Origin of the sequence: Frankia sp. CcI156 (assembly GCF_001983015.1) — a bacterium.
Classification (GTDB): domain Bacteria; phylum Actinomycetota; class Actinomycetes; order Frankiales; family Frankiaceae; genus Frankia; species Frankia casuarinae.
Map to the genome: position 1 here is coordinate 128,643 of NZ_MOMD01000014.1, position 13,525 is coordinate 142,167.

A 13,525-nucleotide genomic window follows, 5' to 3' on the forward strand; every position below is an offset into this window, starting at 1 on the left:
AGGGAGTGAGGGGCAACTGGGGGAAGTGGGCGAAATCTACCTTTATGGGAAGGGGTATCGATGCGATGGGAGGATCTGTTCGCCGACCTGGAGCTGCAGTGGGAGGCGAACGAGGCCGCCGAGCTCTCCGCCGAGCTCGCGKACCGCAGCCGACGGGAGGCTGCCTACCTGCGGTTGATCGATCGGATGCGACCCGTCGTCGGACACCCGACACGTTGCCGGGTGGTGGGTGGTCAGCGCGCTCCCGAGATCCTGCACGGCACCCTGGCGGCCCTCGGGATGGACTGGTTGCTCATCACCGAGCCCGGCGCGACGGAGGTTCTGGTACCGGTGCGGTCGCTGCTGGCCGTGGAGAACCTGCCGGTGGTCTCGGCCCAGCCGGGTCATGAGGGTCCGCTGGCGGCCAAGCTGGATCTGCGGTACGTCCTGCGCGGGCTCGTCCGGGACCGCTCGGCGTGCACGCTCATGCTGGTGGACGGGGTGACCCTGCACGGGACGCCGGTGCGGGTCGGCTCGGACTTCCTGGAGGTGGCCGAACACGCCGTCGGCGAGTTCGCCCGGCGCGGCCAGATCCGCTCCGGCTGGACCAYCCCCCTCGACGCGATCGCCTACGTTCGTCGGATCCACTGACCTCGCCGCGCCTACTGTGCCTAGTCCTCGGGCGGAGCCTCGTTACGGCTCATCGGATTGGCTGCGACGAAGGCCCGGGTCTGTTCATAGGSGCGCTGGATGTACGCCTCCAGCTCGGTGCGCTCCACCCGCCACTGGCCCCTCCCCCCGATCTTGATGGCGGGGAGCTCGCCCGAGCGGACAAGCGCGTAGGTCTGACTGGAGGAGATGTTGAGGATGTCCGCCACATCGCTGAGTTGAAGGAAGCGGTCGTTCATCAAAGTCCTCCTTCTGAGGGCGGATGTCTCTCCTCATGTGTGTATCAGAGATACCACCGCTCATCGCGTCCGGATGCGTGTGCTTGTGGATAAGTGCACGCGGATACCGCCAAAAGCCCGTGCTCGCAGGTACTGGACTGGTCCGCCACCCGCGCCTGCATGGCCCAGATGTCGACGGATCCCGTTCGGTCCGCAGCCGATTCCTCGCTGGTTTGGCTGGGCTCAGGGCCGACGACCGCGTACGCTCTGCGACCGGAAGGTGCGAACATGTACCAATGGTCCGGCTAGGAGAAGAGGGAGGTCTCCCGGTGACCGAGCTCGCCGCGGCACCGGCCCGCCCGGAGGCGTCCCCGCCACCGACATCACCCCCGGCCCGTCGGTTGACCCGCCGACGGTGGCGCGACTCCCGGCTGCTCGTCGGGGTGTTGCTCGTGCTCGTCTCGGTGGTCGTCGGGGCGCGGCTGTTCGCCAGCGCGGACGCGACYCGCCAGTGGGTGGTCGCCAAGGTGGACCTGCCGGCCGGGCACATCATCGTTGCCGGGGATCTCGCCACGGTATCGGCCAGGCTCGACGAGAGGACCTCGGGTCATTACTACCCGGGAAGCCGTCTCGACGACCTGATCGGCGCCACCCTGGCGCGGCCGGTGGACACCGGCGAGCTGGTGAGCGGACCCGACTTCGCCGGCCAGAACACCCAGCCGACGCGGCTGGTGCCGATCATTGTGAAGGCCGGGCGGCTGCCGACCCTCGGACCGGGTGACCATGTGGACGTCTTCGTGTTCCAGAGCGGCGCCGCAGCGCCGAGCACTACCGGGGGCGATCAGCAGGCCGGCCGGAGCACACCGGCCGCGCCCGCGGGTGCGGGGGCCGAGGCGCTGGTCCTGCACGACGTCGAGTTCGTCAGCCTCGAGAAGCTGACCAGCGGGGACCGTTCGCTGACGCTGCGCGTGCCGGTGGACAACGCCATCCAGGCCGTCGCGGCCTCGCAGAGCGAGCGGGTCGACGTCGTGAAGCTTGAGCGCGACTCCCGCGGTGAGGTCGGCTCGACGGGACCGACCACTGTGCCGGGGTACGGCCGGTGAGCCTGCCGATCCTCACCGCTGTCACCGATGCGATGGTCGAGGCCGGCCTGGTCTCGGCCTTCGATCGTCGCGACCTCGGGGTTACGGTGGTGCGCCGCTGCGTCGACCTGCCGGACCTGCTGGCCGCGGCGACCACCGGCGCGGCCCGGGCCGCCCTGCTGTCCGCGGACCTKCGCCGGCTCGACCGGGATGCGCTGACCCGCCTGGCCATGGCGGGCATCGCGGTGGTCGGGCTGACCGCCCCCGGCGACGAGGACGGCGACCGGCGGCTGCGGCAACTCGGCGTGGCCGCGGTCATCCCCTCGGACGCCACCGCGGAGGTCATCGCGGGAGCGGTCGTCGAGGCATCCCGGGCGCTGGCGACGAACGCGGCCGCGCCGGCGACCTGGGCGTCCGGTTCGTACAGCGAACCACTCGTCGGGTTCGGGCCGCTCGCCCCGGCCATCGACGTCACCGACGGTGTGGGGCCGATCGAACCGGGCGACGGCCGGGTGGGCCGGGTGATTGCGGTATGGGGTCCGGCCGGCGCGCCGGGACGCACCACGATCGCGCTGTGCCTGGCCGCCGAACTCGCCGGGCTGGGGACCTCCACCCTGCTGGTGGACGCCGACTCCTACGGCGGCGCGGTCGGGCAGCTCGTCGGCCTGCTCGAGGAGGCCCCCGGTCTGGCCGCGGCGGCCCGGTCGGCCAACCAGGGGCTGCTGGACGTGCCCCGGCTCGCCGTACTGTGCCGGGATCTGGGCGGCGGCCTGCGAGTGCTGCCCGGCATCTCCCGCCCCTCGCGGTGGCCCGAGCTACGCCCGGCATCCGTTGAGACCGTGCTGTCGATGGCCCGGCGTCTGGCGTCCTTCGTCGTCGTGGAYTGCGGGTTCTGCCTGGAGACGGACGAGGAACTGTCGTTCGACACCTCCGCGCCCCGGCGTAACGGAGCGACGCTAGCCGTGCTGGGCGCGGCCGACGTCGTGCTGGCGGTGGCGTCCGCCGAACCGGTCGGTCTGGTCCGGTTCGTGCGGGGACTGTCCGACCTGCGGGAGACCGTCCCCGCCGTCGACCCGCTTGTCGTGGTGAACCGGCTGCGCGCCTCGGTTGTGGGCGCGGACCCGGCCCGCGAGGTCAGTCGGGCGATTCTGCGCCACACCGGGACCGAGCCGGTGGCCCTGGTGCCCTACGACCTCGCCGGGCTGGACGCCGCCCAGGTGGCCGGACAGCTCCTGCGTGACATCGCTCCGACCTCCCCGGCCCGGCTGGCGATCAGGGAGCTGGCTGGCCGGCTGCTTGGCCGCCCGGCGGCTCCCCGCCGTCGGCGGGGGAGCCTGCGGCGCCAGGCCCGGTGATCTTGGTGGGCGGGTGGGCCGTCCCGACGTACGAGCCAGAGCCGCATCCCCTGCTGGGCCTGCCGCTGGGCCTGCTGCCGTTCGGCTGATCGCTCGCGCGGTGTCGGCAACTCACGGTTACGCCCTTGGCGTAACCGTGACATAAAGTATTCGCACCATCATCCCGGCGTAGTGGGAGCGGTTACGGCGAGCAATTTAGGGGCATCGCTATGTGGAGGGACTTCGGTCAAGTCGTGAGAGGGATCTTGCTGATAGCTTTCGATCTTATAAGATTTACTACATAGAGTAACTTTCTTAATTCATAGAGTCTGAGATGCGAGAGAAGTCGCACAAGAAAGTCGCGCAACGTAGCATCGTATATGTATCTGTGAGCGGTCTCTTTCGGCAACGTTACGTTAGTGGGAGCATGCCTCGCCAGCGCYACACGAGTCGTACCTTGATCTCCTATGGGCGCGACGAGAGGTACGTGATGCTCGTTCGAGACGGCTGGGGGTGTGTCGGGTGAGCCGAGAGTACGCGAAGGCCGTGGGCGCCCGGTTGCGGGCGATTCGGATACAGCAGGGTCTGTCGCTGCAGGGAGTGGAGCAGAAGTCGCGGGGGCGGTGGAAGACCGCTGCCGTTGGTTCCTATGAGCGCGGTGACCGCATGATCAGCGTGCATCAGCTCTCCGAACTCGCGGGATTCTACGGAGTCCCGGTCTCGGCGCTGTTGCCCAACGAGGATCAGCTGCCGCCGCGGGAGCGTCGCCCACGTACGGTGCTCAACCTGGAGAAGCTGAGCGAGGCTCCGCCGGACTCCTCTGCTCTCGTTCGTCGGTGGGTCGCCCAGATCCAGCGCCAACGGGACGACTACGCCGGCCGCGTGCTGTCCATCCGGGATGGCGACGTGCGTGCGCTCGCCCTGCTCCACGACACGACCCCCCAGGAGTTCGCCGAGCGGCTGCGGACCTGGGGAGTGCTGGAGACCAGTTTCCCCGAAGAGAGTAGCGAGGAGCCGCCGGAGTAGTCCGGTGGACTGCCCGGGCGCTTCGAGCGCCGAGAGCAGCAAGGTACGGTCAACGCGGACCGTGGACTGCTACTGGCCCATCCCCGGCCGTCCCGACGCGGCGGGCACGCCGTTCGTGGGCGGCCCGGCCCAGGTGCGACCGGGCGGCCCACATGGCAGCGAGCATGCCGGGCGGCGGGCATCCCAGCGCGATGCGTCTCCCTTCCCGGTCGCCGCGCCGGGAGGTGGACTATGACCAGGAAACGGGCCCCACGCAGAGGTCTGGTCCTGGGGGCCGGTGGAGTGCTCGGCTCCGCCTGGATGATCGGCGCGATGCGGGCGGTCGAGACCGCGACCGGCCGCGACCTGAGCGGAGCCGACCTGGTGGTCGGCACGTCCGCCGGCTCGGTGGTCGCGGCCCTGCTCGGTCTGGGGATCGGCATCGACGTGATGGCCAATTCCGAGCGGGGGATCTACGAGGCGGGTGATCCCGTTCTTGACTACCGCGACCTCGGTGCCTCCCTACCCCCGCGCCCCCGGATGCGCATGGGCTCACCGAGGCTGCTGACGGCCAGCGCCCGGCACCCCCGGCGGTCCTCGCCGATGGTCACGCTGGCGGCGATGCTTCCACAGGGCCGTGGGAAGATCTCCGCGGTCGGCGATCTGGTGACCGCGGCGATGGACCGCAAGGGCCTCGATCCGACCGAATGGCCGACCAGGCCCGCGCTGCGGGTGGTGGCCATGAACTTCGACACCGGTGAGCGCGTGCTGTTCGGCGTGGCCGATGCGCCTCGGGCGACCTTGTCCGAGGCGGTGATGGCGTCGTGTGCCATTCCCGGCTGGTACGCCCCGGTCACGGTGGACGGCCAGCGGTTCGTCGACGGCGGAACCCGATCGCCCGCATCAGTCGATCTTCTTGCCGACGCGGGCCTCGCGGAGATCCTGGTGCTCGCCCCGGCCTGCTCGTTCCAACTCGACCGACCCCGTGGCACGGTGGCCCGGGTCGAACGCCAGGTCCGCCGGGCCGCCACCCGCCGGCTGATGCGGGAGGTCGAGATGGTGGAGGCGGCGGGCACCCGGGTGACGGTGCTCTGCCCAGGTCCGGAGGACCTCGAGGTCATCGGCGGAAACGTGATGGATCTGACCCGGCGGGCCCAGGTGTTCGAGACGGCGCTGCGTACGACGGGCGAGGCCCTGCATGTCGCCGCCCGTTCCGCCCGTTCCGGCGTGGCCGGGGCCACCGACGACGGGGCCACCGACGACGCCGAGGCGAGGGGGGGCCGGCTCGGGCTCGGCCTGGCTGGCTGACCGGGTTCTCGTGGCTGACTGGGTTCTCGTGGCTGACTGGGTTCTCGTGGCTGACCGGGTCCTCGTGGCCGGCTCGCCCCGGTTGGTTGCACACTGAGCGGGTGCGCATCTATCTCCCGTCCACGCTGGCCGTCGCCCGATCGGTCTGGGAATCCGCGCGCATCCCCCCAGGCACCGGATTCGCGGTCACCCCCGCGACGCGTGAGTGGTACGCCCAGTCGGAGTCCGAGGAGGAGTTGGAGTACGCGGCGCTGCACGACGCCGGCCGGGCGAGCCTGCGACTGCTGGACGCCGACCCGTCCGCGCCGCGCCGGCGCGTGGTCTTCGTGGCCGATGTCGCGGACGGCGAGGTGCGGGTACGCGACGATCTTGAGCGGGGTGCCGTCGAGGTGGACTTCCCGGTGCCGTGGTCGGCCGCGCAGGCCATCCATGTCGACGACGGAGACGACGAGGAGGTCGTCGCGGCGGTCGCGGCGGCGGCGAAGTGCATCGTCGAGGCCGATCTCGGTGGGGATGACGCCGCCTTCACCGTGGACAGCGTCGAGGGCTTCGAACTGCTGTGGTTCGCGCCTCAGGAGCTTCCCGATCTTCTCTGACCCCGGCGGAGACGCGGATGTTGAGTGCGCGGGGGTGACCCCCGCGCGGTGGAGGTCACCCCCGCACGGGGGAGGAGACCACGCACGTTGACGGCTCGTTGGGGCATGCTGTCTGGACTGGTGACCAGCTGGCGTGAAATGTTCCCGACGGGCGGCCCTCGTGGTTGTCTTTCCAGGCTCCTCCCTGGGGTGCTGTTCGTCGTCTGACGTCCGTGAACGGTGATTTCCCACCCAGGGAGATCGACGTGGCCAACGGTTGAACCTCCCCGGGTGCGGCCGATGTCGGGCGTTGCGAATAATGCTGGGGAGCCTTGCGGCGGCGACCGGGTCACCACCTGGATGGCGCCGAGGGGGCTCCACTTTCCACAACCTTCGTACCGAGATGTCACCCCCGCTGGCAGGTGTGATCTCGACCGACCCACCGCGGTAAGGAGGCTGGCAGCCCATGCTGTACCTCGCCGGGCAGATCCTGGCGTACGTGCTGGTGGCGATGCTCATTGGTGCGGCGCTGGCATGGGTCTTCCTGATCGCGCCGCTGCGCCGGCAGGCCCGCAACGCCGACGCCGACGCCGCGCGAAATCGGGCGGGATCGGGGGAGACACCGGCCGGCACCGGACCGGACCTCGACGAATCCCGCCCCGGCGCGGTCCCGTCGGCCGATCGGGCGGCAGCCGCGAACGACGTGAACCGGGTAAACGCCGGGCCGGCGGGCACCGGCGACGCCGACACGGGTGTCCCCGATTCGGGCGCCCGCGGCACGGGCACAGGGCAGGCCGCCGAGCTGATCGCCCGGTTGCGCCKGCAGCGTGACGACGTCGCCCTGGAGAAGGCGGATCTAACTGCCCGGCTCGCTGTCGCCGAACAGCGTGCCGCGGAGTCCGAACGGCGAATCGCCGAGGCGGAGCGCCATGCTGTGATCGCAGGCGCCCGGGTCGAGGAGATCGAAACGGCGCTGCGGGCCCGGGCGTACGCCGTGACACCCGGCGCGGCCCAGGCCCTCCCGGCCGGTTCGGGTGCCGCCGGTTCGGGTGCCGCCGGTTCGGGTGCCGCCGGCCCGGTGCCGGCGGGCTCTCCGGGGGCGGGCGGTGATCCCGTCGGCCCCTCGGCTGCGCAGCTCGCCCATGAGGCCGAGCTGCTGCGCAGACAGCTCGTCGAGGCCGAGGGCCGGGCGGCCAAGTTCTCCTCCCGGCTGGCCATGGCCCGTACGGAGGCGGAGGACGCGCAACGCCAGGTGGCCACCATGACCACCCGGCTGGATCGGCACCAGGCCGAATGGGCGGCCGAACGGCTCAGTCTGCTGGGGCGGATCGCGAAATCCGAGGCGCTTCTGGGCCAGGCCTCCTCCGACGAGGAAGCCGGTGCCGAGCATCCCGAGGCCGCCCCCACTGCCGAGGCCGCCCCCACTGCCGAGGCCGCCCCCACTGCCGAGGCGGTCGGGGTTGCTGCCGCGGGCGGCGTGGTCCCGTCGAACCTCGCGGTCACCCCGAACGACGCGGGGCCGTCGAAGAGCGCGCTGCCCGCGCACGGCCTGGCCCTGTCGCCCGAGCCGAACGTCTCGGGGGCGACGGTCCAGGCGAGCGGCGTTGCCACGAAGAACCGGCCACCGGCCCTGGGCGGACCGCCGTCGAGTGGTCAGGGGAGTGGCRGCGGCGTGAAGAGCACCGGTGGCAGGAGCACCGGTGGAACGAACGGGGCCAGCGGCCAGCCGGGCACGGGTAGCCGGGTCGTGCTGGAACCCGCGCCGCGGTGGAACGGTCTCCTCGATCCCGTGCGGTCGGGCGGCGACAACCTCAAGGAGATTGTCGGCGTGGGCCCGGTGATCGAGGCCCGGCTGCGGGCGTTGGGCATCACAACCTTCAGCCAGCTGGCCGAAATGGGTGATACCGACGTCGAGCGGCTCGCTCACCGGCTGGATGGCTTCGGTGACCGCATYGTCTCCGACGATTGGGTCGGCCAGGCCCAGGATCTGCAGGCCCGGCACTACGGCGGCGTCTACTGACCGGACCGCCCTCCACCCCGCTCGGTCACAGTCCGGAGATGAGTCCCTCGATCTCAGCCTCCAGGATCCGGCGGTCGGTGACGTCGCAGTAGAGCCAGACATGGCCGCGGTAGCCGTCGGCCGCGGTCAGCGGGATGTGGCTACGCTCGAACACCCGTCCGTCGGCGAACATCACCGTCTCCCGGCGTAGCGTCCGCCGTCGGCGGAGCAGGATGTCCAGGCGCGTCGCGAATCCGGATGGATCGTCCACCAGCCCGGGCCGGGGACGCAGCTGCAGCCGGCAGTCCGTTCCGACCAGGTCGACGGGCAGGTCCGCCAGATCGAACAGATCGCAGTACACCTGGTTCACCGCCACCACACGCCCGTCCCGGTCGGCGATGAGCACGGCGGTCGTCAGTTCGGCGAGCAGGGTCGTCAGCCAGCGTTCCCGGTCCCGGCATGCCTCCTCGATCCGTCGGGCCTCGGAGAACAGGCAGCCACAGGTGTGGTTCGAGCCCCTGGCGCGTCCGAAGGGACGCAGGTCGTCGTTCTCGCTGCGATGCAGGGCCACGGCCGCGCGCCACTCCGCTCCAGGCGGGAGCGTCCCGCGGGGAAACCCGACCGTGGGCCGATCCTCGGTGGATTCACGGGAYGTCGCCCGGCCTGGCGTCGGTTCGCCGGGAACCGGCCGGCGGGGAAGCGGAACAGACCATTCCCAGCCCCGATCGCCCCGATCGGACTGGTCYGGCAGATCACAGGGGTCCGGTCCGTCGRACGGGTCCGGTCCGTCGAACGGGTCCGGTCCGTCGAACACGCCGAACCTGTCGAGATCGCCCGCGGGCACCCCATCGGCGGCGAGGGCCTGGAGGCMGAGGAGATCATGACCGAGCAGGTGTCCGTCGAGGAGGTCGGGATCGAGAGCTGCGAGTTCGAAAGCCGCCTCGCGACGGTGAAGGCGGTCGAGTTCGGCCTGCTCGTCGTCAAGGTGTTCGAGATCGGCCGCTTCGTGAGGCGCCGGTTCGCGGGAGGCGACGTCGGGTTCGGCTCGTTCCCGGACAGCGACGTCGTCGGTATCGGGCTGGTCCGCGGACGATGGGCCGATCGGGGAGCGACGCCCCTGGACCCGCGGCGAGGACACTGGCACACCCTTCATCGGCACACCCGTCACCGGCCCGGCGGCGTTCTCGAACGCACTGGCCGACGGCACGGTGAGGGTGCCGACGATCCGTCGTCTACCGTCCCCTGCCGAGGTCACCACCGTCTGCATGACCGCGTCGCAGGGTGGTTCGCCCGGTCGGATCAACCGGACCTGGATCGAAAACCCGTCGCCGTGCGTGACGAGGTGCCGCCATCGGCTGCCGACGTTCGCTACGTCGCCGGGATGGACAATGCGTTGCCATCCCCGTCCGACCGCCTCGTCGCGGGTAACGCCGGTCAACTCKGACCACAGCCGGTTCACAAAGAGATACCGGCCTGCCGTATCGGTGGCGAATACCGCGACCGGGCAGTTTTCGACAATCCGCCAGAACATTTTCCAAGCGGTCGTGTCGAACATGTCTGACGATCGGGGATCCCGGGCGCCACTCATCGTGATGCCCCTTTCCCCCCCGGGGGATCGTGCCGGGGATGCGTCGGGGGCAACGCCGCCCTGGTGGCCGAATGAGGTTCTCGCGAGCGGCTGACGACCGCGCTGGTTGTTGGCTGACCGGACACGGAAGGGACCCCCGAGGCAGGCGTTGGTGGGACGCTGGATGAGACCGGCGGGGTGGGGGGGTTCCGCCTGTCGACCCAGCGATGCGATATCGACTACAGGGATGTTCGGGTTAGGGACCGCCGAAAGGCTATCGCCTCGGCGTCGTTTCGAGGGAGAAATCGCGCGGGCGTTTCCGGGGCGGTTGGTGCACCGTCGGTGCAGTCGATATGCGCGCAGAGCGAGGATGAATGTCCGGTCCGCGGCCGCTTTTTGACTGCGGAGAGTAGCAGTCTTGGTGGTCAAGGTGGGACCCTGTACGGGCTGTGGCCTACCTGAGTCCTAMCCGCTCCACACCCTCGGTGGGGGTTGTGCGAACGTTGTTGCGTCTGCCCCCGACGTCGGGGGTTGCTTACCAGTGACCTTCTTTCTACGCTTCGTGGCAATTGTTGGGGCGGGAAGAGACGAAAGTCGGAGGAGCAGCGGTTTTCGTGGCGGTGGCACGCGGCAGTTGGCTGGACGCGACATCGTTCGTGGAGGACGAGGTCAGAGAGCTTGTCCGGCGGCGTTCTCTCGATCCCGTGCGGGACCCGGCGCAGGTGCGTCAGCTCGTTCACGAGGTGCTCGCCGACTATGAGGAACGGGCTCTCGTCAGCGACCTTCCCCCGGTCGTCGACCGGGACGTCACCGCCCGGCTGGTCTATGACGCGGTTGCCGGGTTCGGGCCGCTGCAACGCCACCTCGACGACCCGACTGTGGAGGAGGTCTGGATCAACGAGCCGGGCCGGGTATTCGTCGCCCGGGCCGGTCGCAGCGAGCTGACGACGACCATTCTGACCGCCGATCAGGTCCAGGACCTCGTCGAGCGGATGCTGAAGTCCTCGGGCCGGCGGGTGGACCTCTCGACCCCGTTCGTCGACGCCATGCTTCCGGATGGTTCCCGGCTGCACGTGGTCATCCCCGATGTCACCCGGGTGCACTGGTCGATCAACATCCGTAAGTTTGTGCTGTCCGCGTCGAGCCTGGACGAACTGGTCGGTCTTGGGACGATCACGCTGGCAGCGGCCGCCTTTCTGGACGCCGCGGTCGTCGCCGGCCTCAACATCATCGTTGCGGGCGGCACCCAGGCCGGCAAGACGACCATGCTCAACTGTCTCGGCTCGGCCATCCCGGCCCGGGAACGGGTGATCAGCTGCGAGGAGGTGTTCGAGCTGAAGCTGCGGGCCGCCGACTGGGTGGCGATGCAGACCCGGCAGGCCAACCTGGAGGGCAGCGGGGAAATCCGGCTGCGCCGGCTGGTCAAGGAGGCCCTGCGGATGCGCCCGGACCGGCTCCTGGTCGGCGAGGTTCGCCAAGAGGAGGCGCTCGACCTGCTGATCGCGCTCAACTCCGGGCTGCCCGGTATGTGCAGCCTGCACGCGAACTCGGCTCGCGAGGCCGTGACGAAGCTGTGCACCCTGCCCCTGCTCGCCGGCGAGAACGTCAGCCATGCCTTCGTGGTGCCCACCGTCGCCGCCAGCGTGGACCTCGTCGTCCATCTGGAGAAGGACGTCTCGGGCCGGCGCCGCGTCACCGAGGTCGTCGCGCTGCCCGGCCGGACGGAGGGGGATGTCATCGAGATTGCCCAGATCTACCGCTCGCGCGCGGACGGACTGGTCCGCGCCGACGGCTTCCCRCCACATCCCGAACGGTTCGCCCGCGCCGGCTACGACCTGCCCGCCCTGCTGGCCCAGAGCGACCATGATTACCATCATCATCGGCCCGGCGGGGGCTGGCCCGAGATCGCCGCGGAGCGCTGATGGGCATCTTCCTCGGCCTGCTGTTCGGTCTGGGTCTGTTCCTTATCGTCACCAGCGGCCGGCCGCGGTTCCCGGCCTGGTCGGCGACGGCGCGCTGGGAACGGTCGACGAGCGACCTGCTCGCCCAGGCGGGCATCCGCGGCGTGACCCCGCGCCAGTTCGTCATGATTAGCCTGGGTCTGGGCCTGTTGGTCGGCCTGGTCGTCCTGGCATTCACCGAGACCGTGTCGCTGGCCGGCGCCTTCGTCGTGTTTGCGAGTCTGCTGCCCCGAGCTCTCGTGGTCCGTCGGCGGCATGCCCGCAGGCATGATCTGCGGGAGCTGTGGCCGGACGTCGTCGACAACCTGTCCAGCGCGGTGCGGGCCGGGATGTCGCTGCCCGAGGGCCTGGCCGCGGTGGGGGTGCGGGGGCCGGTGCAGCTGCGACCGGCCTTCACCCGGTTCGGCGAGGACTACAGCGCCACCGGGTCGTTCTCGGCCTGCCTGGACCGCCTCGCCGACGAGCTCGCCGATCCGGTGGCCGACCGCATCATCGAGTCGCTGCGGATGGCCCGGGAGGTCGGCGGGACCGACCTCGGCCGGCTGTTGCGCACGCTGTCCACCTTCCTGCGGGAGGACGCCCGCACCCGCGCCGAGCTTGAGACGCGGCAGAGTTGGACGGTGAACGCCGCCCGACTCGCGCTCGCCGCCCCCTGGATCGTGCTGCTCCTGCTGGCCACCCGGGGGCAGAACGTGCGGGCCTACGACAGCCCGACCGGGGTCCTGGTGCTCGTGGTGGGCGGCGCCGTGTCGGCCCTCGCCTACCTGCTCATGAAGCGGATCGGCCGGTTGCCGGAGGAGGGCCGGGTGCTGCGCGGGGGAGCGGCAGCCGGCCGGGGGGCGGGATTGTGACCACGGTCGCCAGCGGTGCGCTGATCGGGTTCCTCGTCGGGCTGGGCCTGGTCATCATCGTTTACCGCTCCCCCCGGGCCCGGCGCATCCACCTCGCTGACCGAATCGATCCCTACCTGCGGGACACCCCCACACCCTCGAGGCTGCTCGACGACCGGCCGCGGGGGGTGCCGCGGCCGGGCCTCGCCGCGGTCGAGGCGCTCGCGCGCCCGTTACTCGCGGACGCCGCCGGTCGACTCGACCGTTTCCTGGGGGGCCGGGCCGCCCTGCAACGCCGGCTGACCCAGGCCGGCGGACGGACCAGCATCGAGGAGTTCCGCGTCCAGCAGGTCATCTGCGCGGCCAGCGGGGCGCTGATCGGCGCCTTCCTGCTGGCGCTGCGCGCGCTGCTCGGCGTCGGCCCGCCGGCCCTGGTCAGTGTCGCCTTGATCGTCGCTGGCACGGCCGGTGGGGTGGTGGCCCGGGACTACTGGCTGTCGCGGGCGATCTCCGAACGCGAGGACCGGATGCTGCTGGAGTTCCCGACGATCGCGGAGCTGCTGGCGCTCGCGGTGACCGCGGGGGAGTCGGCCATCGGGGCGCTGGAGCGGGTCAGCCGGTTGACCCACGGCGAGCTTGGGCGCGAGCTGCGGCTTGCGCTGGCCGACGCCCGCGCCGGGGCCACCCTCGTGCAGGCGTTGGAGGGCATCGCGGCGCGTACGGCGTTGGCGCCCCTAGTGCGGTTCGTCGACGGGATGGCGGTCGCGATCGAACGGGGGACGCCGCTGGCGGACATCCTGCGCGCGCAGGCCGTCGACGCGCGTGAGGCGGGCAAGCGGCAGCTGCTGGAGGCCGGTGGCCGCAAGGAGATCGCGATGATGATCCCGGTCGTGTTCCTCGTCCTGCCGACGACCGTGATTTTTGCCTTCTACCCGGCCCTGGTGAGTTTCACCGTGATCGCGCAGTGAGTGTCCGGGGGCGCGCAGGTGGCCGCCCGC

At 70.7% G+C, this 13,525-nt stretch carries 12 protein-coding genes; 10 read left to right on the top strand and 2 right to left on the bottom strand.

Features of this window, described 5'->3' with window-relative positions:
• Positions 1 to 60 precede the first annotated feature (60 nt).
• On the top strand, positions 61 to 630 hold the full coding sequence (locus tag CcI156_RS06815; RefSeq protein ID WP_076804812.1) for a hypothetical protein: 570 nt from the start codon (positions 61 to 63) through the stop codon (positions 628 to 630).
• Between the two features lie 20 nt (positions 631 to 650).
• On the opposite strand, the gene CcI156_RS06820 is transcribed toward CcI156_RS06815, so the two are convergent.
• A complete protein-coding gene (locus CcI156_RS06820) occupies positions 651 to 887 on the bottom strand; it encodes a helix-turn-helix domain-containing protein (protein WP_076804814.1) in 237 nt (78 codons plus the stop codon).
• 308 nt (positions 888 to 1,195) lie between these two features.
• Here CcI156_RS06820 and CcI156_RS06825 point away from each other — a divergent pair, with 308 nt between their 5' ends.
• The 6 genes from CcI156_RS06825 to CcI156_RS06850 all read left to right on the top strand — a co-directional run bounded on the left by CcI156_RS06825 (position 1,196) and on the right by CcI156_RS06850 (position 8,190).
• A complete protein-coding gene (locus CcI156_RS06825; RefSeq protein WP_011435225.1) occupies positions 1,196 to 1,969 on the top strand; it encodes an SAF domain-containing protein in 774 nt (257 codons plus the stop codon).
• Positions 1,966 to 3,303: a chromosome partitioning protein gene (locus CcI156_RS06830; protein ID WP_011435226.1), complete on the top strand. Its 1,338-nt coding sequence runs from the start codon at positions 1,966 to 1,968 to the stop codon at positions 3,301 to 3,303. The genes CcI156_RS06825 and CcI156_RS06830 overlap by 4 nt, the downstream gene beginning before the upstream one ends.
• Before the next feature lie 501 nt (positions 3,304 to 3,804).
• Positions 3,805 to 4,308, top strand: coding sequence for a transcriptional regulator (locus tag CcI156_RS06835; protein WP_011435227.1), 504 nt, complete (start codon positions 3,805 to 3,807; stop codon positions 4,306 to 4,308).
• A 231-nt stretch (positions 4,309 to 4,539) separates the two neighbouring features.
• On the top strand, positions 4,540 to 5,595 hold the full coding sequence (locus CcI156_RS06840; protein ID WP_011435228.1) for a patatin-like phospholipase family protein: 1,056 nt from the start codon (positions 4,540 to 4,542) through the stop codon (positions 5,593 to 5,595).
• Between the two features lie 101 nt (positions 5,596 to 5,696).
• Positions 5,697 to 6,191: a hypothetical protein gene (locus CcI156_RS06845; protein ID WP_023839918.1), complete on the top strand. Its 495-nt coding sequence runs from the start codon at positions 5,697 to 5,699 to the stop codon at positions 6,189 to 6,191.
• Between the two features lie 445 nt (positions 6,192 to 6,636).
• Entirely contained in the window at positions 6,637 to 8,190 is a 1,554-nt protein-coding gene (locus tag CcI156_RS06850; protein WP_076804817.1) for a hypothetical protein, read from the top strand.
• Between the two features lie 25 nt (positions 8,191 to 8,215).
• On the opposite strand, the gene CcI156_RS06855 is transcribed toward CcI156_RS06850, so the two are convergent.
• Entirely contained in the window at positions 8,216 to 9,724 is a 1,509-nt protein-coding gene (locus CcI156_RS06855; RefSeq protein WP_371681769.1) for a PAS domain-containing protein, read from the bottom strand.
• A gap of 626 nt (positions 9,725 to 10,350) precedes the next feature.
• On the opposite strand from CcI156_RS06855, the gene CcI156_RS06860 reads away from it, so the two are divergent.
• Genes CcI156_RS06860 through CcI156_RS06870 form a run of 3 tightly spaced genes read left to right on the top strand, consistent with a single transcriptional unit; the run spans position 10,351 to position 13,495 of the window.
• Complete coding sequence (locus CcI156_RS06860; protein WP_011435232.1) at positions 10,351 to 11,658, top strand: CpaF family protein; 1,308 nt, start codon at positions 10,351 to 10,353, stop codon at positions 11,656 to 11,658.
• Entirely contained in the window at positions 11,658 to 12,548 is an 891-nt protein-coding gene (locus CcI156_RS06865; RefSeq protein ID WP_011435233.1) for a type II secretion system F family protein, read from the top strand. Before CcI156_RS06860 ends, CcI156_RS06865 begins: the two co-directional genes overlap by 1 nt.
• Positions 12,545 to 13,495, top strand: coding sequence for a type II secretion system F family protein (locus tag CcI156_RS06870; RefSeq protein ID WP_011435234.1), 951 nt, complete (start codon positions 12,545 to 12,547; stop codon positions 13,493 to 13,495). The genes CcI156_RS06865 and CcI156_RS06870 overlap by 4 nt, the downstream gene beginning before the upstream one ends.
• The last annotated feature ends 30 nt before the right edge of the window (positions 13,496 to 13,525 follow it).

What these genes read in the sequence shown, in the direction of transcription:
- CcI156_RS06840 (WP_011435228.1), top strand. Translation starts at nt 4,540, where the DNA reads ATGACCAGGAAACGGGCCCCACGCAGAGGTCTGGTCCTGGGGGCCGGT.
- CcI156_RS06865 (WP_011435233.1), top strand. Translation starts at nt 11,658, where the DNA reads ATGGGCATCTTCCTCGGCCTGCTGTTCGGTCTGGGTCTGTTCCTTATC.